Below are 20,758 nucleotides of genomic sequence, written 5' to 3' on the forward strand. Positions count from 1 at the left end.
GGTTTTAGGAAAATTTTGTTTGAGCTGAGCATAGATTCTGTAATTAACTGCTTTAACAGCAATTGTATTTAAAATAAATAATGAATTTAATTTGAAATAGGTAGTTAGCTTGGGTTGCGAGTTTAATTTTCCTTTGTTTTTAAGTTTTTTTCCTAAATTTTTTTGCAGCAAAAAAATTTAGTCGAGGAAGGGCTGGTTTTTAGCCCTCTCGAAACTGATTTTGAACTTAATTATAAATTGTCAATTATAAACTATAAATTGACTTTAATCGGGGGGTATGATTATGACTCGTGTTACAAACAATATGATGATTCGTGATTTTAAGAATAATTATAACCGAAGTCAAGGCACACTAAATAAATATATGAATCAACTATCAACAGGAAAACGAATGCAGAATGTATCCGATGATCCTTTGAGTGCTACTAAGTCATTGAGCACTAAGAGTACGATTAAGTATAATGAACAGCATACCAAAAATGTTCAAGATGGGATCAAATGGCTTGAAACTACGGATATGGCTTTGGATGATGTGGGGAGTACTTTACGACAAGCTAGAGACTTAGCGGTGCAGGGAGCTACAGACTCAGCTACGCCTGCTGATAAGGCGATGATTGCAAAAGATGTGAGGCAACTTCGTGAACATTTAGTTGAAGTTGGTAATACAACATATGATGATCGTTATATCTTCAATGGAACGCGAACGGATGAGAGACCATACACAGCTGGTGATTCAACTAATCCAGATGATTACTTTGCTAATGATGCTGATGTTTCTGAAGCAACTATTTATCGGGAAGTTGGGCAAGGTGTCAAGATTGATATCAATGTCTCTGGAGCTGACATCGGTGATGAAGGCTTTAGTAAAGTTCTTGCTGATTTGAAAAAGTTTGAGGATGCTCTAAATGGCGAGGGTGATGAGAGTATTCAGGATGGAATTGCAAATATAGATGATCATATAGAAGAGACCTTGATGGCTCGCGCCAGAGTTGGAGCTAGACAACAGCGAATGGGTCTTTTAGAGTCTCGGCTAGAAGCTCAAAAGATCAATCATAGTGAGAATTTATCGGATATTGAAGATGTCGATATGGCAGAGACGATTACAAATTTGAAGATGGAGGAGAATGTCCATCGTGCTTCTTTAGCAATAGGAGCGAGGGTGATTCAGCCAACGTTGGTTGACTTTTTGAGTTAACAAAAAAAGCATTGAATATTTAATATTGAATAATTAATAATGGGAAAAATAAAAAGTTATAAAGCTATAAAAGCATCAATTTGAAAAATTGAATAATGAATCGTCGAAAAAGATTGAATTAAATTGTAAATTATTAATTATTAATGAGTCTTCTCATCTGAAAATATTGGAAGAATGAATATTTAATCTCAGGATGTCTTGCAACTATTGATGGTTTAAGTGTTTGTGGTTTTATGACTTTGAATTTAATTGTCAATTGTACATTGTAAATTGTACATTAAGACGGGGGTGCAGAGAAATTTAGTTATCTGCTAAGTATTGTAATAACAGGCTTAGATTTAGATGAGAGCACTGTTAATTAGATAGGGGGGATTAGTATTCAAATACCACAGCTTAATATCAGTAAGAACTTCGGACGGCTTGGAGTTAATAGAACCCCTGGTAACTTTGAGATGGATGCTAAGCTAGCAGACTTAAATATTGACTATGGTACTAGGCAACCTTTTCAGGTGCTAGGTGATGTGAAGATGGATAATCCCTCTGTGATTGTGGAGATAGATCAGAGTAAGCCTTTAGAAGAGTTAGGGCGAAGGAGTTTAAATTCTCTGATCAATTTCTTAGAAAATGAGGCTAAGCAACAAGCCAGTCAAGCTATTGCCCAAAAAGCACGGGAGGGTGATCGGTTGGCCCGGATAGAGAATCCGAACAATACCATTGCAGAGGTTGCTAAGGATAATTCCTTTGATCAAAAGGAGACGACTATAGCTGCTGTTCCTGAGTCTGATCCGGAAATTAATGTTGAGGTAGAAAGGCCTAATATCGAGCTTAATCGAGCTAAGGTGGATCTTCAGCTTGATTTTGAGTATCCTAATATAGAGGCTGTCGGTGATAAGTATGAGGTCTATTTGGCCCAGGAGCCTCAGTTGGATATTAGAATTTGAAGGGCATTTCACCCGCGTTAACTTAAGATGATTTTTGGTGTTATAGGGGTTTGAAGTGGAGCTTTATTACAATATAATGTACAGTTGACAATGTACAATTTACAATTAAAGGTCAAAACCTTGAAAACCTAAGACCTCTGAAAAATCTATATATCTAAAGGTTAGATTGGTTTTGATCTTTAGGGTTCTAATTAGGTTTTAGGAAAATTTTGTTTGAGCTGAGCATAGATTATGCAATTAATTTAATAGTAATTAATTTTAAATATTAGGTAGTAAGATTAGCTTAAAGTAAAGAGTTAGCTCGGTTAGCGAGTTTAATTTTCCTCTGGTTTTTTAGCTTTTTTTCCTGACTTTTTTTACAGTAAAAAAAGTTAGTCGAGGAAAGGCTGGTTTTTAGCCGCCTCGAAATTGATTTTAGGTTTTATGTTTTAAGATTGTAATTTTAAAAGTTACACTATATATCAATAAAAAGTAAGGTGATTAGAAAGTTATGTCTTAAGTTGACGCACATGAGAGAATAATTAAGAATATAAAGCAGGAGGTTATTAAATGAAGATAGAAACTAAGTTATTTGGTGAGATTGACGTACAAGAAGATAAAATCATTACCTTTTCTGATCCAATTTTAGGTTTTGAGGATTATACTCAGTTTACAGTTATTGATAGCTTAGATGATGAGCTGTTTTATTGGTTGCAGTCTATTGAAGAGCCTGCTTTGTCCTTTATGATGATCAATCCATTAAACTTTGTAAAGGATTATCAGATTACTTTAACTGATAAATTTCAGGAAAAATTGGATATTGACCAAGATACTAAGAATGAAGATATAGTATTTTATACCTTTGTAGCAGCTGAAGATGAAACTAAACTTAGGACTAATTTAAAAGCACCGATTATTATCAATACTGAAAGCCGAAAAGGTGGTCAGCTTGTGTTGCAAAAGGACTATCCAACCCGTTATTATCTATTCAATGAAGAAGAGACTGCAGCAAGAGTGATAGGAGGCTAATAATGCTAATCTTAACGCGGAAAGAAGATGAAGCAATCGTAGTAGATGATCAGATAAAGGTCAAGGTATTGGAAGTAAAGGGTGGTCGAGTCCAGCTAGGGATTGAAGCTCCTCGTTCTATTGCTATTCATCGTGAGGAAGTCTATCATAAGATTCAGGCTGAGAATAAAGAAGCAGCACAGATTAAGGGTGGCTTGGCGGCTGAGTTGTTGAAGAAGGCTAGGGAGCAGGTGAGAGATTAGGAATTAGGAATCAGGAATCAGGAATCAGGAATCAGGAATCAGGAATTAGGAAATAGGAGACAGGAGACAGGAGACAGGAGACAGGAGACAGGAGACAGGAAGGTCAAACCCAATATAAAATTTAAAATTGATTTGAGCTAATGACTGCCGTGGGGCAGTTTTTTGTTATGGGTGAGTGAGGTTAAAATCAGGAATTAGGAACTAGTGAAGTCAAGTTCATAATTGGTGTGTGTTGTTTGGATAAAATTCAAAAGCCCTTCGTGAAAATCGTAAAAACCACATCCACTCTTCGTAATAAAAAGTATTTTTTTATTGATATAATTTTATAGCTTAGCCTACAAAAAGTTGGCGATATCTATAGAAAATAGCTTTTAATATATGCTAAAATGGTCTATAATAATAATAAGAGAATTTAGATATACTTATAGTGCTAGTATATTAATAATATATATTAAAGTTTAATAAGAATAACTTTATAGAAGGGAGGAAAATAAATGGATAAAGATAATTTTTTAGAAGAGTTTAAGAATAGATTAAAGAGAAAATGTTTAAAAGATAAATACATTATGAACGATGAGTATGAAGAAAAACTCCACAATAATATTTCAATAATTTTTAATTATAAATTTAATCAATCAAATGAAGGTGAGTTGGATTATAAGATTGAATTTTATAATGAGTTATCTTCATTTATAATAAAAGACTTCGCTTTATATATTATTTATGTAATAAACAAATATATTTCTAATAAATATGAGATAAATGATTTTGAAATGAAGAAAAGAAATAGGATTAAGTCAATTGAACAGTTTCGTTCTAAAATTGAGAATATAAATCCAGAAGATGAGAAAATGATAGAGTGGGTTTATTTAAAACTTATGAAGGAAACTAAATTTATGGAAAGAACTATAATAGCTAAAAATATTGAAGATTTTTTAAGAATAGAAAAGATAGTTTCTAATACTAAAAGAAGAATAGATGAATTAGATTTGATTAAGGAACATAAAAATAGGATTGAGATTATCCAAAATTTTTATAATTGCAAAGATAAGCTTTTGAAAAATAACTTTATTGGTCATAAAAATAAATTAATAAAATATGCTCAGGAAAATGATTGGAAAGTTAGAAATGAAGAAATACAAGCTAAATTTAATTATCAAGTTGATGATATTCCATTAACTGAAACAAGAACAATTAAACCTAGAAAAAAATCTAATCAAAATATTAAGGTTAAAAAATGTGCTTTGATTTCGAAAAAGGAGGGAGAAAATGGATAGTAATGTATTACAGATGACAGATATATTTCTAGAGGAGCTAAATGTAGAAAAAATGAATTTAGAAACTCCAATAGAAGAAGATCAATCTCTAGAAATATCGGGAGAAATGATGTATTCTGAAGAAGATGAAGATTATTTTAGATATATATTGGAAGTTATTTTTATACAAAGAAAGAAAGTTAAAATTTCCTTGGTCTATGATACTTATTTTATCTTAGAAAATTTTGATGAAAAAAAGGTGGATAGTAATTATTTAGCAAGTGAATTTAATAAGTATGTTTGGCCTTACTTAATACAGGAGATTGATAATATAACTTCTAAAATGTCTATTAATAGAATAAAACTCCCATCCTATGGGGTGATAATGAATGACAGATAGTATCAATAATTTTTCTCCTATTAAAATTTTAGATCCACAAAATCAATCACGATTTAGATATATTAATAATGAAAAGGTAGTGAAGTTAACCGCTTTTTTATATAAAAACCCAAATTATTTAGTGTATGCAGGTGAGATAATATATGAGATTACATGTGTAAAAGACTTATATAAGTCAGATATACTTGCAGATTATTATCAAGAAAATTTTGCTTCTAATATAGCTGAAGAAGAATAAGTTAAAAATGATAAATTTATTAATTTGATTATCTCTTTTTATTCCCTTGATACTGATACAGTTGATTTTGGGAAATTTAGAGGAGCAATATTGGAGCGATTGACATTATTATTTATTTTAGAAAGATATTCATCTTCTGAGAGTATATATCTTCCTATTAGAGAAGAAGAGTTGTTTGAGAATTGTAGTTTAAATATGGATTGTAAAGTTGAAATTTCAAGTGTAAATTGGACGAGCCGTGATCCGATAGATGTTGTAGCTTGGGATCAAAGAGATTCAACAGGTGAAGGATATGAATGTAAAATAAAAATTAATAGTTTAAAAGAGTCAGATGAAGATATTTTATTTAATCTTTGGAAACATTCTAATTCTAATCGATTTATTGAAAAATTTAATGTAGGAATAGTTACTTTTTCAACTAAAGAAATTATAGATTTTTTAGATATATCAATTGACAATGTTAATATTTATGGTAGAAATAATATTGATAAATTAAGGGAGTTTAATGTTAGTTAGATTAAAGAGAGGAAGCAGGAGTCAGGAATTAATAAAACCTAAAGTTTGAAATCTTAAGAGATAGTTAAGTAAATGGTTGAAAGATAAAAATAGCCGTTCAGCACTTTATGCTGGCGGCTATTTTTATCTTTATTTTCTATTTTTTACTTGAGATGTTTAGAAATTGATAACAGGAGTTAAAAAAGATATAATATAGTTGATTCCTAGTTGTTCTATATTTTATGCTTAAATTGGAGGCTTTAACAATATGAAAAAGCTTGACTCGATTAAATCTTATAAAAGAAGGCTGAATAGATTAGAAAATAAATTAAGGTCAATGCGAGCACTGGCTACTAAAATTAAAGATAATGATTATCTTAATCAAGTTCAAAAAGAAAAGATCAAACAGGATTTTAAATCTCTAAAAGAGAAAGTTAAAGTAATAGAAAAGGAATTGAAGAAGGAGGAATGACTAGAATTAATTTCAAATTTGATCTATAAATAGAGCAAGAAGAGGATATAAGCAAGAAATAAAGAGTTAAGTTGATTTAATTGTCTTAAATAGTCTTATTAAGTGATTGGATCTCTTTAAAGATTTTAAGGTATCCACGATAATAAGTATAGAGTTGATAAAAATAGTTATCTAATCTGCTTTATCTAGAGTTCCGGCCGGATCTAGGTAGCAGTAGGTTAGCTATAAGCTATCAGATATCAGGCATCAGTAAATTCAGTTGACTTTGAACTTCAAGATTTTGATCTTAGCTGAAGACTGAAAGCTGAAGACTGAAAGCTAAATGAAGGCAAGGATGCCTTCACAAAAAATCAAGGAGGATGATAAAAGTGAGAATTCAAAACAATATTAGTGCAATGAATGCACTGCGAAACTTAGGTACAACTGGTAGAAATATGGATGAGTCAATGGAGAAGTTATCTTCAGGATTTAGAATTAACAGAGCTGCTGATGATGCAGCAGGACTAGCGATTTCTGAGAAGATGAGAGCACAGATCGGTGGTTTAGAGCAGGCAAGTAGTAATGCTCAAGATGGTATTTCTTTAATTCAGACTGCTGAGGGTGCTCTAGATGAGACTCATGGTATGTTAGGTAGAATGAGAGATCTAGCTGTACAGTCTGCTAACGCATCTAATCAAGATGTTGATAGAGGACAGTTGCAGTTAGAGGTTAATGAATTGCAAGAGCAGATTACTGATATTGCTGAGCAGACTACATTTAATGATATGGAGATTTTAAATGGTAAGTTTGGAGCTCAGGCGACAGAAGAATCTTTAACTACTGGTCCTACTGAACTACAGGTTGGTGGGGACGCGGACGATGTGATTGAAGTTACTAATAACTCTGATGCAGAATACCAAATTAGCTTAGATGCTGATAATAGTGCTGACACTGAGTCTACAATAACAATTGAGAGATTAGATGAGGATGGAAATGTTGATGAGACTTTAGTAGATGGACAAGGATTAGGTGATGATACTGGTGAGAATTATGCTGAAATAGATGATGTTGTTACTGCAATTAATGACGCAGGGATAGAAGGATTAAGTGCTGAATTAGGTGAAGATGTTACCGGAACTGATGACGCTTCAAATGATTTAACTGATGAAGCTATTGGCATATCTAATCTAGGTGCAGATATTGAATATGAAGGTGAAGATGATATTGACGTGCAAGTGTCTGGTAATGAATTGCAAGTCGATTATGGTGAGGGAGACGGTTTTGAAACTGTAGAAGATTTAGGTGAAGATTATACTGTAGAAGATTTAGTGAATGCTCTTGATGGTATGGATGATATAAGTGCTAGTGTTCCTGCTGAAGTTGATGGAGATGCTGAACCTGGTGATACTTTAGAAGCTGTTACTCTTGAAGGTATAGATATAGATCAAGCTACTAGCTTCCACATTGGTGCTGGTGCAGATCATGATTTAGATACATCAATTGGAGATATGCGTGCTGACCAATTAGGTCTTGGAGAAGGCGAGATGGTTTCTGATATTGATATCTCTGATGAAGAAGGAGCAACAGAGGCGATAAACATTTTAGATGAAGCTATTAATGATGTTTCTGAGCAGCGTGCTGAGCTTGGTGCGGTTCAGAATAGATTAGAGCATACTATGGATAACTTAGATACAACTAGAGAGAACTTACAAGCTGCTGAGTCTAGAATTAGAGATACTGACATGGCTGCTGAAATGGCAGAAATGACTAAGAACCAAGTTCTTTCTCAAGCAGGTACTGCTATGTTAGCTCAGGCTAATATGGAATCTCAAAATGTTCTTCAAGTTCTTGGATAATTTAGTGATTAGCTAAAAACCAGGAATAAGGAATTAGGAACTAGGAATTAGTAAAATCCTAAATTCAAAACCTGGATTATAAACTGAAGAGTGAAGGTTTAAAGAGCCGACCGGCATTTTCTGTCGGTGGGCTCTTTTCCGTTATTAGGAACAAGGAACTAGCTAAAAACAAGGAATCAGGAACTAGGAATTAGGAATTAGTAGAGTAAAAAACAAGGAATCAGGAACTAGGAATTAGGAGTCAGGAACAAGGAACTAGGAATTAGGAAAATCAAAATCTTAGAGCTAAAAATTCGGGTTTTTGATTTTGAATTTAGTTTATATGTTTTATGATCTTGAAGTTAACTGACTCCTGATTCCCGACTCCTGATTCCTAAGTATAGTATATAACAAACCCTTCTGGTAACAATAAAGAGTAAAATTTTAATCGGGAGGGTTAATATTGGAAACTGTTGAAGATTTAAAAGTGTTTAAGAAGTCTCATTCTTTGGTTGTAGAGTTGTATAAAACAACAACTGACTTTCCCAAGGAAGAAAAGTATGGATTGGTGTCGCAGATAAGAAGAGCTGCTTCTTCTATTAATGCTAATTTAATGGAAGGTAGTCATAGAAGGACTATGGGAGAATACAAGCAATTTATTGGGATAGCAAGAGGTTCGATTGGTGAGTTGAAATATCATATCTTATTAGCTAAAGATTTAGATTATATTAGTAAAGATAATTATTTTAAATTTAGAGAACAGATTCAAGAAGTTAGTAGAATGTTAACTGGACTTTTGAATTCATTGTAATTAATAGGAATTAGCTGAAAACAAGGAATCAGGAACAAGGAACTAGGAATTAGGAATTAGCATTAAAAGCAAGGAGTTAGGAGCTAGGAATAAGGAATTAGCATTAAAAGCAAGGAGTTAGGAGCTAGGAATAAGGAATTAGGAAAGTCAAAATGTTTGGTTAGATATAACAATGGAACTTGAATCTGAACTTGATTATGAATTTAACTAGTTCCAAGTTCCCAGTTCCTAGTTCCTCTTTTAAACTTAACTGATTCCCGATTCCTGACTCCTGTTTCCTAAATGGTTTGGGTTCAACTGATTCCTGACTCCCGACTCCTGATTCCTATAAACAAAGGAGGTAATATCATGTCAAACAACCCTTACCAAAAGTATAAGAATGCTCAGTATGAAACGGCTAGTCAAGAAAAGCTTGTAATTATGCTCTATAATGGAGCGATTAAATTTGCTAAGCAGGCTAAGGCAGAGATAGATAATAAGGATTTTATGGCTGTTAATGAAAAGTTGAAACGTGCTCAGGCTGCTATCATGGAGTTGATGACTTCACTCGATATGGATCGCGGTGGCGAGGTAGCGGAGAATTTATATAGTCTCTATGATTATATGTATAGTCGGTTGATCCGGGCCAACGTCAAGAAAGACCCAGCTATTATTGATGAGGTAGTCGATTTATTGACTGAGTTGAAGGATGGTTGGTCTGAAGCAATTAAAGAGGTTAAGCAGAAGAAGATGTCGGCTAAGGGTAAAGTATCTAAGCCACAGCAGAATATGCAAAAGAGAAGTGGAGCGATAAATATTGAAGGCTAATAGTTTAAGTGACAAGTTACTAAAAATTTATAGTAAGTATGCGAGCAATTACAATCAACTACTGAAACTTAGTAAGAAACAGAGAAAGATTTTAGCTGCTGAAGAGGTCGATTTAGAAGAATTGGAGAATATTTTAGAGGTTAAGGCTGAACTGCTTTCTAAGGTAGATCTGTTGGAAGAAGAGTTACTTCCTTGTCGGGAAGAGTTGATTGAAAGTTTAGGACTAGATAGTAGTAATTGGTTAAGGCAATTTTTACAGCAAGGTGCTGCTTCTGCAGAGTTAAAGCAGGAGGTAGCTGAACTAAGTGATCTAATAAGCGAACTTAAAGAGTTAGAGCAGGAGAATCAAGGGTTGATCAATCAGAAGCAAGAAGGTTTAGCACAAGAGATTAGAAAGATCAGGCAAGGAGCAAAGGTCAATAAGTCTTATCAACAACAAGTACGGGTTCATTCGACGTATATTGATGATAGGAGCTGAGGGGTCGTGTGTGTGAGTTGTTAGTGTTAGTGTTAGTGTGAGTGAAAAACATAAGATCAAAGGCGTGTGAGTGATGTATATGAGCTTTTGATTTTCACACACGAACCACACACACTCACACATAGTGATTTTTAAGGTATTGATTTTCTCCACACACGAACCACACACACTCACACATAGTGATTTTTAAGGTATTGATTTTCTCCACACACGAATCACACACACTTGACACTAATTCAAAAGGAGGGATATAGAAAATGAGAGTATCAGATGTAAGTAGTACTAATCCAGCTCAGTCTGCAACTCAACAGGGAAGAGGCAAGCAAGAAGCAACAGTTGATAGAGTAGTCGGTGATCAACAGCTCAGTAATGAATTAGAGAATCATCAAGAGGGTTCTCGGCGGGAAGATTTAAATAGAGAAGAGATGGAAGAGGTTGTAGAAGTTCTAAATGATACAGTCCAGTCCTTCCATAAGAACCTAAGTTTTGAAATTCATGAAACGAGCGAACGAGTAATGGGTAAATTGATTGATATCAGTCAAGACGAAGTAATCAAAGAGTTTCCACCGGAAGAGATGTTAGATACATTAGGTAGGATTAAACAGGCTGTTGGTATGATTATTGATGAGAAGATATAGTGTGTGAGTTGTGTGTGTGAGTGTGAGCAAGGTCAAAATAAATAAGGGTTAAGGTTTTGATTTTAGCATACGACACACAGCACACGACACACGACTTAAAAGACGAAAGGGGCGATGAGTATGTTTACGTCTTCAATGGGCGGAATGGGTGGCATGTCACAGATTGATAGTATGATTTACCGTATCCTGGAGGCCGAGCAAGAACCCCTGTTTAATATGCATGATCAAACAGTGGAGCTTGACAATCAGATTAAAGCTTACCAAGATATTAATACTAAGTTGGATACTTTTAAGAAGGAAGCAGCGAAGATTGATGCAGCTACCTTTGGTTCTGTGGCAGAGAGTTCAAATGATAAGCTAGTGACTGCTGAAGTCGATAGTGATATTAGCTCGATCAGTTATGAAGTTGAGGTTGAACAATTAGCACAAAGCCAGAGGTTGGTCTCAACTGCTGATAATAGAGTAGATGGGTGGGAAGATTCTAGTGGTAAATTCCATCTGAGAACAGAGAATAATATCGGCTTTGAAGTAGTAATTGATAATGATGAAGATGAGGAATTAGAATTAACAGATATAGCTGCAGCTATTAATCGAGCTGAAGGAAATGATGACCTAGTTCAAGCAGTCGTGATTGAAGATAATCTAATGCTTGAGGTAGGAGAAAGTAATACCGACTTAGTAGTTGAAGATGGAGATGGTATCTTAGAGAGTTTGGGTATTTTAGAAGATGAAGATACTAAATTTGAAATCAATACTTCAACAATACAATTTAATGATCCAGAAGATTTAGGTGATGGAACTTTAACTGTTACAATTGATGGAGAAGATCATGAAATAGATTTAGGAGATCTAGCTGATATTGATGAGTTGCGTACAGAGCTTGAAAGCAAGGTTGTTGATGAAGATACTATGGTTGAGTTGACTGATGATAACCAGATAGTAATTAATTCTCATGAAGAGATTGATGTAACAGGTTCTGGTGATTTTACAGTGGAGTCTGATACTAGAGAAAATCATCTATTAGACTTAACAGATGAGACTGATGATAGATTATTGAGAAAGGCTCAAGGTTCAATTGCTAAGATCAATGGTCTGACTGTAGAAGCAGATAGCAATCAACTAGATGAAGCAGTCGAGGGAGTTACCTTCCATCTACATCAAGAGACACCAGAAGATGAAGGGCCAACGACTATCGATGTTGAGATCGATAAAGAAGGAATTAAAGAAGCAATTGAAGACTTTGTGGAAGGCTATAATGAGCTAGTTGATCTGATGGATTTGTATAGTAATCCCCGCAGGACAAGTGATACTAAAGAGCTTGATGATGAGGATGAAGGTGCTGAGGAAGTAATCGAGGGTGGTATCTTACAAGGTGAGTCACAGTTGAGAAATTTACAATCTAGATTGTATAATAGTGTGATTATGCCTGTAGATGATGTAGGAGTTGACGGACAAACTAGAAGTCTATCCCAGTTTGGGATTCAACTTCAAGATGATGGAAGGTTAGAGATTGAAGATAGCAGAAGCTGGGGCCAAACCCTTGATGATGCGATTGAGAATAATCTGGATGAACTAAGAGAGTTATTTACGAGAGAATCTGTTGATTATATAGGCCAGGAAGATCTGGAAGATGTATTAGGGCAGAATACCTTTACTCTGGAAGTCGATGGTGAAGAGCAGACGGTTGAAGCTGATGGTGGTAGCTTTGGTGATTTAGAATCATTAATTGCTGCTATTAATGATAATGAGGATGGAATCAGTAGAGTGATCGCTCGTGAAGGGGATAATGGTAGGTTAAACTTCATCTCCTATAGAAATCTTTCTGATCCAGATGGTTTCGTTCAACAAGAGAGTCCAGGGATTATAGAACGGATTGAAAATAATATAGAAGCTGCTACTGATAGATTCAGTGGATATATTGGAGAAGAAGGTGGCAGAACTGGTCGAATTCCAACTTTAGAGAATGAGATTGATCGGATTAATGATAATATCGAACGTGGGTTGGAGAGGTTAGAAGCTCGAGAAGATAGTCTGCGGCAGCAGTTTATGCGGATGGAGCAGATAACGGCTGAAATGCAGAGTCAGATGCAGCGAATTGGGGCTTTTGGATTGTTTTAAAGTTTATAGGAATTAGGAATTAGGAAAGTTCAAAACCATTGTCAAATTGATGATGGTTTTTTGTTTTTAGCTATGAGCTTTGAGTCATGAGCGTGAGCTAGTTCAAAGTCATAAAATCAAAATCATAAATTTTATGAAAAGGAATGGTTTTTCATTTTAAGGCTTTGAATGTCAAGGTTGTAGCACATAGCACAAGACAGATGACACACAGCACATTAAAAGGAGGCGATAAAGATGGTAATGGGAGCAGGCGGTATCGGTGGTATGGATATTGATGGAATGATATATCAAATCATGGAGGCTGAACAGGAGCCGATCATGAATCAATATCAGCAGACGGAAGAAGTTAATCAACAGATTGAGGCTTATCAGGATATCAATAGTAAACTTGATACCTTCAAGCGAGATGCAGCAAGTATAGATGCAGACACCTTTGGGGCTGTAGCTGAAAGTTCAGATGAAGATGTAGTAACGGCTGAAGCTGACAGTGATGTTGATTCGGCTAGTTATGATGTTGAGGTTGAGCAGTTGGCACAGAAGCAGCGAATAGTTGCAACTGGGGATGTTGATCCTAGTGATTTAAGTGGTGGTGAGTTTCATCTTAGAATAGAGGATGATATTGGATTTGGGGTTTATTTGGATGATGATGTAGAAGAGTTATCTGATATAGCTTCTGCTATCAATAATGCTAAAGGAAATGATGATTTAGTCCAAGCTACAGTAATCGAAGATAATCTAGTTTTAGAGGTAAGTGATAGTAATACGGATTTAATAGTGGAAGATGGAGAAGATGTACATGATGAGAAAGGGGTATTAGAAAATTTAGGTATTTTAGATCTTGATGATGATTCTGATATCTATAATAGATCGACAATAGAACTTGGTGATGACTTGGGAGATGAAGGTGGAACTTTAGAGATTGAAGTAGCTGAAGAGTTATATGAGGTAGATATAGAGGAAGGGGATTCTGCTGAAGACCTAGCTTCAGCTATTGAAGCCGAGATTGGTGATGAAGATACTGCTGTTGAATTGGATGCAGCTGATGATATAGTGATTACTTCTGAAGAAGATATTGAAACTGAGGAAAAAGGTAATACAGGGATTGCTGGGATTGATGGGGTTACTGATGGCGAAAGTAATTACGTGTTAGATTCAGAAGAATTGACTGACTATGATGATGGAGGAAGGTTATTACAGAAATCTCAGGGAGCAGAAGCCTACATTAATGGTTTAGAAGTAACTTCAGATGATAATACACTAGATGATGCTGTTGATGGTGTTACTTTTGATCTGCAGCAGGATACAGGATCAGCAACAATTGATGTAGATACTGATACTGAAGGGATTAGAGAAGAAATTGAAGGATTTGTAGAAAGTTATAACTCAGTAATTGATATGATAGATCTTTATACCAATCCCCAACGAACAGAAGAGGGAGAAGAGCTTGATGAAGAAGGAGCTGAAGAGGTGATTGAAGGTGGTATCTTGCAGGGGGAATCACAGTTACGCACCTTACAGTCTCAGCTTCATAATAGTGTAGTTATGCCGGTTGATGATATAGGTGAAGATGGAGAGGAGATGACCCTATCTCAATTTGGGATTCAGGTACAAGATGATGGTCGCTTAGAGATAGATGAAGCAGGGAGAGGCTGGGGCCAAACCCTTGATGAAGCAATCGAGAATGATTTGGATGAGTTGCGTGAAGTCTTTGCTAGAGAGTCTGCTAATACTATAGAAGGTGAAGATTTAGATAAAATATTGGATGAAGGTGAATTTACTTTAGAAGTTAGTGGTGAAGAAAGTACTGTTTCTGCTGATAATGGTAGTTTTGATGAATTAGATTCATTGATTGAAGCTATTAATGATAGTGATGATGGAATCAGTCGAGTGATTGCTAGCGAAGATGATAATGGAAATTTAGAGTTGACCTCTTTTAGAGAGTTGGAGCATGGTGCTCTGCAAGAGCAGATGCCTGGAATAGCAGATCGAGTAGAAGGCACTGTAGAAGCAGCGGTTGGATCTCAATTTGGCTCTCAGCCTGGTTATATTGGTGAACCTGGTGGTGATGTAGGGCGAATTCCGACATTAGAGAATGAGATAGACCGGATTAATGAGAATATTGAACGAGATTTAGATAGATTAGAATCGCGTGAGGATAGTCTGCGGGCTCAATTTACTAGAATGCAACAAGCAACAGCAGAAATGCAGGCTCAACAACAGCAGATGGCTTCGCAGATCGGTACATTAGGAATATAAATAGAGGAATAATCAGGAACAAGGAACTAGGAATAAGGAATTAGTTGAGGGAAAAAGCAAGAAATAAATGTACAATGTACAGTAAAAAATCAAGTAATAAAGAGTAGTTGAAAATCTAAGAGCGGCTTTTTCATCATTAATAGTTCAAGGAACTTGAAGGATAAGAGCATGAACTTAAAAAACAAATTATAAATTATTATTTGTAGGGGCACGAGACATCGTGTCTCTATTTTCATTTTTAAATAAAATAGGTTATAATATACTTATAAGGTAGTAAATAGAGTTAATAGTTGAAAAAATTAAATACTAGAAAGGAAGATAATATGAAAGAAGAACTATTAGATCCTAAAGTAGATTTTGTCTTTAAGAAGATATTTGGATTAGATAGGCTAAAGAACAATTAAGTGATTTAGCCATCACGGAAAGTCCTGAAAGGACTTGTAGGGAGAAGAGACCAAATATCTTGATTGCATTTCTAAATGCTGTATTTAAAACTAAGGGTACAGAAAAGGAGATAGTAGAGGTAAAGATAGATAATGCTGAAATCAATAAAGACTGGGATGAAGATAAATTATCCCGTTTAGATGTCAAAGCAACTGCTAATAATAATACAAAGATAAATGTAGAGATTCAGCTAAAAAATCAATACAATATGAAAAGGAGAAGCTTATATTACTGGTCGAAACTATATTCATCACAACTGAAAAAAGGTCAAAAATATAGAACATTAAACAAGACAGTAGCAATTAATATCTTGAATTTTGATTATCTAAAAGAAATGGATAAGTATCATAATTGTTTTTTGCTCAAAGAAAAAGAGACTAATCAAGTATTAACAGACTTAGAAGAGATACACTTCATAGAATTAACAAAAATAGATGAAAGTAAGTACCAAGATAAGGATAAGATAGATAATGACTTGCTGCCGTGGCTATTGTTTCTAAAAAATCCAAAGAGTGAGGTGGTAAAGATGATAGAGGAGAAAGTAAAAGAATTGAAGGAAGCTGCTGAGACTTTGGAAGTATTGAGCCAGGATGAAGAGACTAGGGAATTGTATGAGGCAAGACAGAAAGCAATTCATGATCATGTAAGTAATATGGAAGAGGCAAAAAGAGAGGGTAAGAAAGAACAATTACAGGAAACAATATTTAAGTTGCTAAGCAGAAAAATAGGTGAGCTACCTAAAGAATACAAACAAAGCTTAAAAGAACTTGAGAAGGATGAACTAGAAATAGTGATAGATGCTATATTTGATATAGAGAAGCTAGATGACATAGACAAATATTTGAACTAAGAGTTAATCTAAAATTAGTAATCCTAAAGTTGCGGCTAACGTGGCTATTTCAGCTAGATAGCAAGCAGAGGCCTGTCCACTTCAAAAAGTCATAATGACAGTTAAATAGGCAAAAAAACTAAGCAGACTGGACTGGATTTTAGCAATATAATTCAGTCTGATCTGTTTTTTACTACTTGCTATTGAATTTTAGTACTTGCATAGAATTTTAGGCATGACAAAATATCCTTTCAGATGAAATGATTTTCAGAAGTTGGTCTTCGTGTCTCTGGTAAATATTTTGCTATAGTATTTGCTGTTGGAGCATCGATAACATATAGTTTCATTTTTGAAAACTCACCGCATTATCTTAGTAATGCAGTAATTTGCAGTTAATAGTTAAGAATTGAAAATCTTAAAAGGTTTTATGTTCTTGAATTTACTAAGGATTAAAAGTAAGTTTTGCATTGACCTACTTTTAATGTTAATTGAAATACGATATAATAATGGTAGAACAAGGGAATTCTAACTAGGAGGAGAGAGGATAATGGGGAGAATACCATATGGGATTAGTAATTTTAAAAAACTAAGGCAAAATGACTATTTATATATAGACAAAACTGATTATATAGAAGTATTAGAAGGTTATGGTGAGCCATATATCTTCTTTTTGCGACCGCGGCGATTTGGGAAGAGCTTATTTTTATCTACCCTAGAGCATTATTATGATCTTAACAATAAAGATAAATTTGATCAGTTATTTGGTAAATTGTATATTGGGCAGAATAAGACCGACTTAGCTAACAGTTATCATATATTGAAATTTGATTTTTCAGGGATCAATACTGCAACTAAAGAACAATTATTAGAAGGTTTTAGAAAAACTGTTTTGAAAGCATTAAAGAAATTTATGGATCAGTATGATTTGAATTTTGATTATGATCAGACTGGTATGCCATCAGAAATATTCAATTCATTTTTAGGAAGAGTTAAATTCAAAGTTGATAATAAAATTTATGTCTTAATTGATGAGTATGATCACTTTGCTAATGAGTTATTAAGTTTTCAAGTCGATACTTTTGAAGAGACAATAAGCAAGACAGGATTTGTTCGCAAATGGTATGAGATTTTAAAACAAGGGACTGCTGATGGGATAGTAGATCGGATCTTTGCTACAGGTGTCAGTCCAATCACCTTAGATAGTCTGACCAGTGGTTTTAATATCGCTTCGAATGTAACTAGAGATAAAGGGTTAAATCAAATGATGGGTTTTAGTACAACAGAAGTTGGGCTTTTAATCGATAAATTAATAGAGCAACCTGATAAAGGTTTACTTGAAAAGTTAAAGAGGTATTATAACGGTTATTTATTCAATCAAGATGCAACTGAGCGAGTATTTAATAGTGACATGGTCTTATATTACTTTAATAGTTATCAAAAGAAAGATAGTGAGCCAAATGATCTAATAGACTCTAATATTTCGAGTGATTATGCTAAGATAAGAAAGTTGTTTACCTTAAAGAATAAAAAGAGAAATTATAAGATATTAGAAAGTGTTTTAGATGGGGAGTTACAACAGACTGCAATCACTACAGAATTCAGTTTAGCTAAAGAGTTTACTGCAGAGGACTTTTTATCATTATTATTTTATTTAGGTTTTTTGACTATAGATAGCTCACTTTTGAATTTAGTGAATTTGCGAGTACCTAATTATGCAATCAAGGAGCTTTATTTTGATTTTTTTGCTAAGATTATAAAAGATGAAGCAGATTATGAGATTGAAACGATTGAGATCAAAAAGAGTATTATTAAGTTAGCTTTAGAAGGAGAGATAGAAGAATTTGTTGAGTTGATAGAAAAGACACTACATCGATTATCTTATCGAGATTATATGGACTTTGATGAGAAGTATATTAAATTGATTATGCTAAGCTATCTAATGTTGAGTCGGGTCTATTATGTTAAGAGTGAGTATGAGGTGGAAGATGGTTACATCGATATAGCTTTCTTTGAGCGAAGTGGAATTGAGCCTAATTATGAAGGATTAATTGAGCTTAAATATATTAAAAAGAGTAGCTATGAAGATAGAGGTGAAGAGATCGTTGTAGAGAAGTTAGCAGAAGCTAAAGAGCAGCTCATAAAGTATAAGAAGGCAGATGAATTAAGAGAGCGGGAGAGCTTAAAGAAATGGGCGTTGGTCTTTGTAGGAGATAAATGTATGGAGTGTAAAGCATTGAATAATGGATAGAAAAAATCTTAATATTAATCAAAGCAAGATATAATAAAGGAAGAGATGAGGAAGAATATACTATCTATCATAATCCTGTTTTAGAGTTAAAGAAAAAAGATGAAAATAATAAAAAATATTACAATAATTAGTCAGTGAGAGAACTTTTGCTGGCTTTTTTGCTTAAAATGGAGAAAAGAGTAAGGCTGTTAAATTGGTTTAGAAGCTACATCATTTGAATTTAGAGTAACATAAGGTATAATATAGTAGTAGAGGGAAGTGGCTTTCAGGAGACGGATAAGAAAATTAGCCAAGGAAAGGGAGATTTAAAAATGTTACAAGCAGAGAAAGAAAAGATAGAACAGTTGAAGAAGCAGGTTGATCTATATCAAGAGTTAGTAGAGTTAGTAGAGGAAGAGCAGGAGTTACTAAAGCAGGGCCAACCTACAGCAGAGCTGAAAGATGGACAACGAGAGATCAGAGATGAGATTGCAGGGATTGATCTTAAGTTCAATCTTAGTCAAGGGGATAAATTGAAGCTGATGGTCAAGAGTGATGATCAGAAGTTGAAGCAGTTGAAGCCGACACTGCAGAAGCTGTATAGCTTGGAGAAAGAAAATCAGAGGGTAAAGCAATGAATATTGAATAATGAATATTGAATATTGAATAATGAATATTGAATAATGAATAATGAATATTGAATAATGAATAATGAATAGTTGAGAAACCTAAAAGCAAGTAATAAAAAAATAAAGAAAAAGCCTGTTGGTCAATGCTAGCAGGCTATTTTTTTGTAAACTTTACAACTGATAATGAATATTATATAATATTCATTATCAGTGGGATAGTCCCACAAGAAACAAGGAGGTGGTACTATGTTAGATAAAATTGTTACTAAAGTTGATGATAAAGGTAGAATTACCATCCCAAAAGAAGTTAGAGAATCTTCTGGTATAGAAAAAGGTGAAGTTTTATTTATAAATGCAGAGTTAGGTCAGCTTAAATTAACTAGGGCTGTAGAAGACCCAATAGTTAAACTTAAAGAATATGCTGAAAAGGAATATGAAGAAGGTAGAACTAGAAACTTAAGGGATTATGCTAAAGAAAAAGGAATGGAATTAGATGAGTAACTATGCAATTGAGGTAACTAGAGCAGTAGAAAAGGATTTAGATAGCTTAAAGCATTTAAGAGCTGAAGCTGTTGAAAAAATATTAAAGTTAGAGAATGAGCCTAAAAAGAAGAGTTCTGCTTTAAAAGGGAACTTAAAAGGTTTATATTCATATAAATTTAATCTTTCTGGAGCCGGTTCTTTTAGAGCTATTTATTCAATTAAAGAAGAGGATGAAATTTGTTTGTTAATTATTGTAGCTTCTAGAGAAAATATTTATATAGAGGCAGATAAGCGATACAAATTATTAAAAAAGCAAAATTTAATTAAAGATTAATCTGTGATGAAGTTTAATACGTAGGGGTCTACTTGGCAGTAGACTCTTTTTTGATATGATAAATAGTTGGTCAAATCAAGAAGCTGTATAATTTTGGAAATTAGGTTGCAGGTAAAGGAGTTTTTAAATAAACTATCTTGATTTTTTCTGTTAGGGAAGGTATAATGAGTTTCGTATCCACCTAGGTCTGTGGTTGAAAGTCGATGCCAGTCGCAGGCAAAACGATCCACATAAGGTAGCGGAAGCTACTGAGCATGGTGCGGCTTAGAAGTGAGTCCTACCTGGAAGAAATACATAGTGTCAGTGGTCTGTGTCCGTGTCAGTGATTTTTTAGACAACAGATTACAGACACAGACACGAGTTATCTCTATCTAGAGAGGGATAGTAGTGGGAAAATCTTGCGAATTCTCCAGTAGGCGGGTGTGGGGGCAAAGACCAGGTCAGCTAGGTGGGTGCGTAATTTGAGTTTAAGTTTGAGTTTAAGGTTAAGTAAAATCAAAAATTAAATAAAGACGTCCTATGTCAAGTAAAAATTTGGAACTTAATTTTAGGGTATAGTTTCCCCTAGGTCAATTTTTGAAATTTGAAAACAAATACAAATAAAACTTAAAATTAGTAAAGGTTTTAGGTTGAATTAGACAGC

21 protein-coding genes are annotated in these 20,758 nt (G+C 34.2%); all 21 read left to right on the forward strand.

The features are described from left to right. The first annotated feature begins 283 nt into the window (after positions 1 to 283). Positions 284 to 1,195, forward strand: coding sequence for a flagellar hook-associated protein FlgL (gene flgL, locus MWH25_RS04555; protein ID WP_248626332.1), 912 nt, complete (start codon positions 284 to 286; stop codon positions 1,193 to 1,195). Positions 1,196 to 1,593: 398 nt separating this feature from the next. Beyond that, complete coding sequence (locus tag MWH25_RS04560; protein ID WP_345947224.1) at positions 1,594 to 2,136, forward strand: DUF6470 family protein; 543 nt, start codon at positions 1,594 to 1,596, stop codon at positions 2,134 to 2,136. A gap of 549 nt (positions 2,137 to 2,685) precedes the next feature. Next, entirely contained in the window at positions 2,686 to 3,144 is a 459-nt protein-coding gene (gene fliW, locus MWH25_RS04565) for a flagellar assembly protein FliW (RefSeq protein WP_248626336.1), read from the forward strand. Between the two features lie 2 nt (positions 3,145 to 3,146). Next, positions 3,147 to 3,386 (forward strand): carbon storage regulator CsrA, encoded by a 240-nt coding sequence (csrA, locus tag MWH25_RS04570; RefSeq protein WP_282706885.1) that lies wholly within the window; start codon positions 3,147 to 3,149, stop codon positions 3,384 to 3,386. A gap of 494 nt (positions 3,387 to 3,880) precedes the next feature. Beyond that, the gene (locus tag MWH25_RS04575; RefSeq protein ID WP_248626339.1) at positions 3,881 to 4,663 is read left to right on the forward strand and encodes a hypothetical protein; all 783 of its coding nucleotides are present in this window, start codon (positions 3,881 to 3,883) and stop codon (positions 4,661 to 4,663) included. Then, positions 4,656 to 5,042, forward strand: coding sequence for a hypothetical protein (locus tag MWH25_RS04580; RefSeq protein WP_248626341.1), 387 nt, complete (start codon positions 4,656 to 4,658; stop codon positions 5,040 to 5,042). Before MWH25_RS04575 ends, MWH25_RS04580 begins: the two co-directional genes overlap by 8 nt. Then, on the forward strand, positions 5,032 to 5,280 hold the full coding sequence (locus MWH25_RS04585; RefSeq protein WP_248626343.1) for a hypothetical protein: 249 nt from the start codon (positions 5,032 to 5,034) through the stop codon (positions 5,278 to 5,280). Before MWH25_RS04580 ends, MWH25_RS04585 begins: the two co-directional genes overlap by 11 nt. A 90-nt stretch (positions 5,281 to 5,370) precedes the next feature. Beyond that, a complete protein-coding gene (locus MWH25_RS04590; protein ID WP_248626345.1) occupies positions 5,371 to 5,796 on the forward strand; it encodes a hypothetical protein in 426 nt (141 codons plus the stop codon). A gap of 247 nt (positions 5,797 to 6,043) precedes the next feature. Then, a complete protein-coding gene (locus tag MWH25_RS04595; protein WP_248626347.1) occupies positions 6,044 to 6,247 on the forward strand; it encodes a hypothetical protein in 204 nt (67 codons plus the stop codon). A 368-nt stretch (positions 6,248 to 6,615) separates the two neighbouring features. Beyond that, a complete protein-coding gene (locus tag MWH25_RS12880) occupies positions 6,616 to 8,082 on the forward strand; it encodes a flagellin N-terminal helical domain-containing protein (protein WP_345947222.1) in 1,467 nt (488 codons plus the stop codon). 442 nt (positions 8,083 to 8,524) lie between these two features. Next, a complete protein-coding gene (locus tag MWH25_RS04610) occupies positions 8,525 to 8,872 on the forward strand; it encodes a four helix bundle protein (RefSeq protein WP_248626349.1) in 348 nt (115 codons plus the stop codon). A 348-nt stretch (positions 8,873 to 9,220) separates the two neighbouring features. Continuing rightward, positions 9,221 to 9,679, forward strand: coding sequence for a flagellar export chaperone FliS (gene fliS, locus MWH25_RS04615; RefSeq protein ID WP_248626351.1), 459 nt, complete (start codon positions 9,221 to 9,223; stop codon positions 9,677 to 9,679). Next, positions 9,669 to 10,157: a flagellar protein FlgN gene (locus tag MWH25_RS04620; RefSeq protein WP_248626353.1), complete on the forward strand. Its 489-nt coding sequence runs from the start codon at positions 9,669 to 9,671 to the stop codon at positions 10,155 to 10,157. Before fliS ends, MWH25_RS04620 begins: the two co-directional genes overlap by 11 nt. Before the next feature lie 257 nt (positions 10,158 to 10,414). Further along, positions 10,415 to 10,795 carry a flagellar protein FlaG gene (locus tag MWH25_RS04625; RefSeq protein ID WP_248626355.1) on the forward strand — a complete coding sequence of 127 codons (381 nt, stop codon included), beginning with the start codon at positions 10,415 to 10,417 and terminating at the stop codon, positions 10,793 to 10,795. A 120-nt stretch (positions 10,796 to 10,915) separates the two neighbouring features. Next, on the forward strand, positions 10,916 to 12,913 hold the full coding sequence (gene fliD, locus MWH25_RS04630) for a flagellar filament capping protein FliD (RefSeq protein ID WP_248626357.1): 1,998 nt from the start codon (positions 10,916 to 10,918) through the stop codon (positions 12,911 to 12,913). A gap of 234 nt (positions 12,914 to 13,147) precedes the next feature. Next, positions 13,148 to 15,169 carry a flagellar filament capping protein FliD gene (fliD, locus tag MWH25_RS04635; RefSeq protein ID WP_248626359.1) on the forward strand — a complete coding sequence of 674 codons (2,022 nt, stop codon included), beginning with the start codon at positions 13,148 to 13,150 and terminating at the stop codon, positions 15,167 to 15,169. A 463-nt stretch (positions 15,170 to 15,632) separates the two neighbouring features. Continuing rightward, the gene (locus MWH25_RS04640; protein ID WP_248626361.1) at positions 15,633 to 16,463 is read left to right on the forward strand and encodes an Rpn family recombination-promoting nuclease/putative transposase; all 831 of its coding nucleotides are present in this window, start codon (positions 15,633 to 15,635) and stop codon (positions 16,461 to 16,463) included. Between the two features lie 526 nt (positions 16,464 to 16,989). Further along, a complete protein-coding gene (locus MWH25_RS04645) occupies positions 16,990 to 18,690 on the forward strand; it encodes an AAA family ATPase (RefSeq protein WP_248626363.1) in 1,701 nt (566 codons plus the stop codon). Between the two features lie 311 nt (positions 18,691 to 19,001). Then, on the forward strand, positions 19,002 to 19,307 hold the full coding sequence (locus tag MWH25_RS04650; RefSeq protein WP_248626365.1) for a flagellar biosynthesis protein FlgN: 306 nt from the start codon (positions 19,002 to 19,004) through the stop codon (positions 19,305 to 19,307). A 237-nt stretch (positions 19,308 to 19,544) separates the two neighbouring features. Then, a complete protein-coding gene (locus tag MWH25_RS04655) occupies positions 19,545 to 19,799 on the forward strand; it encodes an AbrB/MazE/SpoVT family DNA-binding domain-containing protein (RefSeq protein WP_248626367.1) in 255 nt (84 codons plus the stop codon). Continuing rightward, positions 19,792 to 20,115 carry a type II toxin-antitoxin system RelE family toxin gene (locus MWH25_RS04660; protein ID WP_248626369.1) on the forward strand — a complete coding sequence of 108 codons (324 nt, stop codon included), beginning with the start codon at positions 19,792 to 19,794 and terminating at the stop codon, positions 20,113 to 20,115. Before MWH25_RS04655 ends, MWH25_RS04660 begins: the two co-directional genes overlap by 8 nt. Positions 20,116 to 20,758: the final 643 nt, after the last annotated feature.

It is taken from the genome of Natroniella acetigena (genome assembly GCF_023227745.1).
Lineage (GTDB): Bacteria > Bacillota > Halanaerobiia > Halobacteroidales > Halobacteroidaceae > Natroniella > Natroniella acetigena.

What these genes read in the sequence shown, in the direction of transcription:
- MWH25_RS04595 (WP_248626347.1), top strand. Translation starts at nt 6,044, where the DNA reads ATGAAAAAGCTTGACTCGATTAAATCTTATAAAAGAAGGCTGAATAGA.
- MWH25_RS04650 (WP_248626365.1), top strand. Translation starts at nt 19,002, where the DNA reads ATGTTACAAGCAGAGAAAGAAAAGATAGAACAGTTGAAGAAGCAGGTT.
- MWH25_RS04645 (WP_248626363.1), top strand. Translation starts at nt 16,990, where the DNA reads ATGGGGAGAATACCATATGGGATTAGTAATTTTAAAAAACTAAGGCAA.
- flgL (WP_248626332.1), top strand. Translation starts at nt 284, where the DNA reads ATGACTCGTGTTACAAACAATATGATGATTCGTGATTTTAAGAATAAT.
- MWH25_RS04625 (WP_248626355.1), top strand. Translation starts at nt 10,415, where the DNA reads ATGAGAGTATCAGATGTAAGTAGTACTAATCCAGCTCAGTCTGCAACT.
- fliD (WP_248626357.1), top strand. Translation starts at nt 10,916, where the DNA reads ATGTTTACGTCTTCAATGGGCGGAATGGGTGGCATGTCACAGATTGAT.
- csrA (WP_282706885.1), top strand. Translation starts at nt 3,147, where the DNA reads ATGCTAATCTTAACGCGGAAAGAAGATGAAGCAATCGTAGTAGATGAT.
- MWH25_RS04660 (WP_248626369.1), top strand. Translation starts at nt 19,792, where the DNA reads ATGAGTAACTATGCAATTGAGGTAACTAGAGCAGTAGAAAAGGATTTA.
- fliD (WP_248626359.1), top strand. Translation starts at nt 13,148, where the DNA reads ATGGTAATGGGAGCAGGCGGTATCGGTGGTATGGATATTGATGGAATG.
- MWH25_RS04655 (WP_248626367.1), top strand. Translation starts at nt 19,545, where the DNA reads ATGTTAGATAAAATTGTTACTAAAGTTGATGATAAAGGTAGAATTACC.
- fliW (WP_248626336.1), top strand. Translation starts at nt 2,686, where the DNA reads ATGAAGATAGAAACTAAGTTATTTGGTGAGATTGACGTACAAGAAGAT.
- MWH25_RS04585 (WP_248626343.1), top strand. Translation starts at nt 5,032, where the DNA reads ATGACAGATAGTATCAATAATTTTTCTCCTATTAAAATTTTAGATCCA.
- fliS (WP_248626351.1), top strand. Translation starts at nt 9,221, where the DNA reads ATGTCAAACAACCCTTACCAAAAGTATAAGAATGCTCAGTATGAAACG.
- MWH25_RS04580 (WP_248626341.1), top strand. Translation starts at nt 4,656, where the DNA reads ATGGATAGTAATGTATTACAGATGACAGATATATTTCTAGAGGAGCTA.
- MWH25_RS04575 (WP_248626339.1), top strand. Translation starts at nt 3,881, where the DNA reads ATGGATAAAGATAATTTTTTAGAAGAGTTTAAGAATAGATTAAAGAGA.